This is a genomic window from Simplicispira metamorpha (assembly GCF_004341365.1).
In the GTDB taxonomy this organism is placed as follows: domain Bacteria; phylum Pseudomonadota; class Gammaproteobacteria; order Burkholderiales; family Burkholderiaceae_C; genus Simplicispira; species Simplicispira metamorpha.
Genome location: NZ_SLXH01000055.1, coordinates 2,692 through 3,958 on the forward strand (window position 1 = coordinate 2,692; position 1,267 = coordinate 3,958).

Sequence of the window (1,267 nt, forward strand, 5' to 3'; positions counted from 1 at the left end):
AGAACGGCAGCGGCGCCGGGCGGGTCGGGTGCTTGGGGTCGCGCACCAGTTGCGATTGGCGCACCAGTGCCGAATCAGGCAGCTCGTCAAAGCTGGAAGTCGCTGGGCTGAACGGCAGCGGCGCCGGGCGGGTCGGGTGCTTGGGGTCGCGCACCAGTTGCGATTGGCGCACCAGTGCCGAATCAGGCAGCTCGTCAAAGCTGGGAATGGCCACCGTCGCGCGCTGTGCCGCCACCTGGGGCGTGCCGTCTTGGGTCTGCTTCTTGCGGGCCTTGGGGGCCAGTGTTGCTGTCGTCATATTTGCTCCGTGGTGCGCAGTAAGCAGCCGTGGCCTTTGGCTGCTTGCTGTGCGATTGCATGAGAGTGCGCGCAACACGGATTTGAGCTTTTGTCAAACTTTCTGCCAAACCCTACAGGGGGGATCATCTTGGTGCTTCCTGAGATTTCGTGGCATTCATTGACACCAAACGACCTAACATCAATGGGTTACCAATGATTTATTTCTGAGTTCTTCCCCATGCGCAAAGCGTCAGGCAAACGATTACCCCACGGGGCAACCAGTGACTTGGTAATGGCCGCGCTGTGGAACATCCACATGCGTACAGGTCGGCCCCAGCCCGTGTCACGCGCTGATCTGGTGCTGGCGGTATCGCTGCCAGAGACAACAGTGGATGACCGCCTGCGCGTACTGGTGAAATTGAAGAAAGTGCTGAAACTCAGGCGTGGTCTGTACGCGCCAATCCGCCAGCAAAGTGGGCAAATCTTTGACAGGTACAGAAGGGATCGACCTCCCGCCTGGTGGGAGCCATCACCAAGGGAGAGGCTGGACAAGGCTGCGCGCCAACCAAGGCCCCCCAACGAGAAAGAGGTGCTGATATTCCCGGAAGGGGTGGTGCTGATTGAACGCTGGCTGTCCGTGGCTGAATACCTGCGCCTAGAGTCATCACGGCAACGGAAGAGCTATTTCAGGAGAGGCTTGATTCCCGACTTGGACAACCAAGACGGCCCATACAAGTTTTGATGTGAGCCATCTCCTGCCCCTTATCTCGCCCGTGAAATGAAAAAACACGCCAGCCGGTCAGGGGTGTCCGGGGTTCACCATCGGGTATCAGCCGATAGCTAGGCGTGTTGGTGGTCACTGTGCCGCACCTGGGCGGCGCCGGGCCTACGCCACCTTCACCAGCGGGATGACCTGGGCGCCCATGCGCAGCGTGTCCAGGTAATCGGCCCAGCGCTGCAACATCTCACGGCGGGCGGGCAGGTGGGC

Annotated in this window: 1 protein-coding gene and 1 pseudogene; one reads left to right on the forward strand and one right to left on the reverse strand. The window is 60.4% G+C overall.

Annotation, left to right across the window (positions count from 1 at the left end; translation table 11 throughout):
• Positions 1–298 (reverse strand): annotated as a pseudogene (locus EV674_RS17490) (hypothetical protein); the annotation flags it as partial.
• A 219-nt stretch (positions 299–517) separates the two neighbouring features.
• On the opposite strand from EV674_RS17490, the gene EV674_RS17185 reads away from it, so the two are divergent.
• Complete coding sequence (locus EV674_RS17185; RefSeq protein WP_132750519.1) at positions 518–1,021, forward strand: hypothetical protein; 504 nt, start codon at positions 518–520, stop codon at positions 1,019–1,021.
• The last annotated feature ends 246 nt before the right edge of the window (positions 1,022–1,267 follow it).

What these genes read in the sequence shown, in the direction of transcription:
- EV674_RS17185 (WP_132750519.1), top strand. Translation starts at nt 518, where the DNA reads ATGCGCAAAGCGTCAGGCAAACGATTACCCCACGGGGCAACCAGTGAC.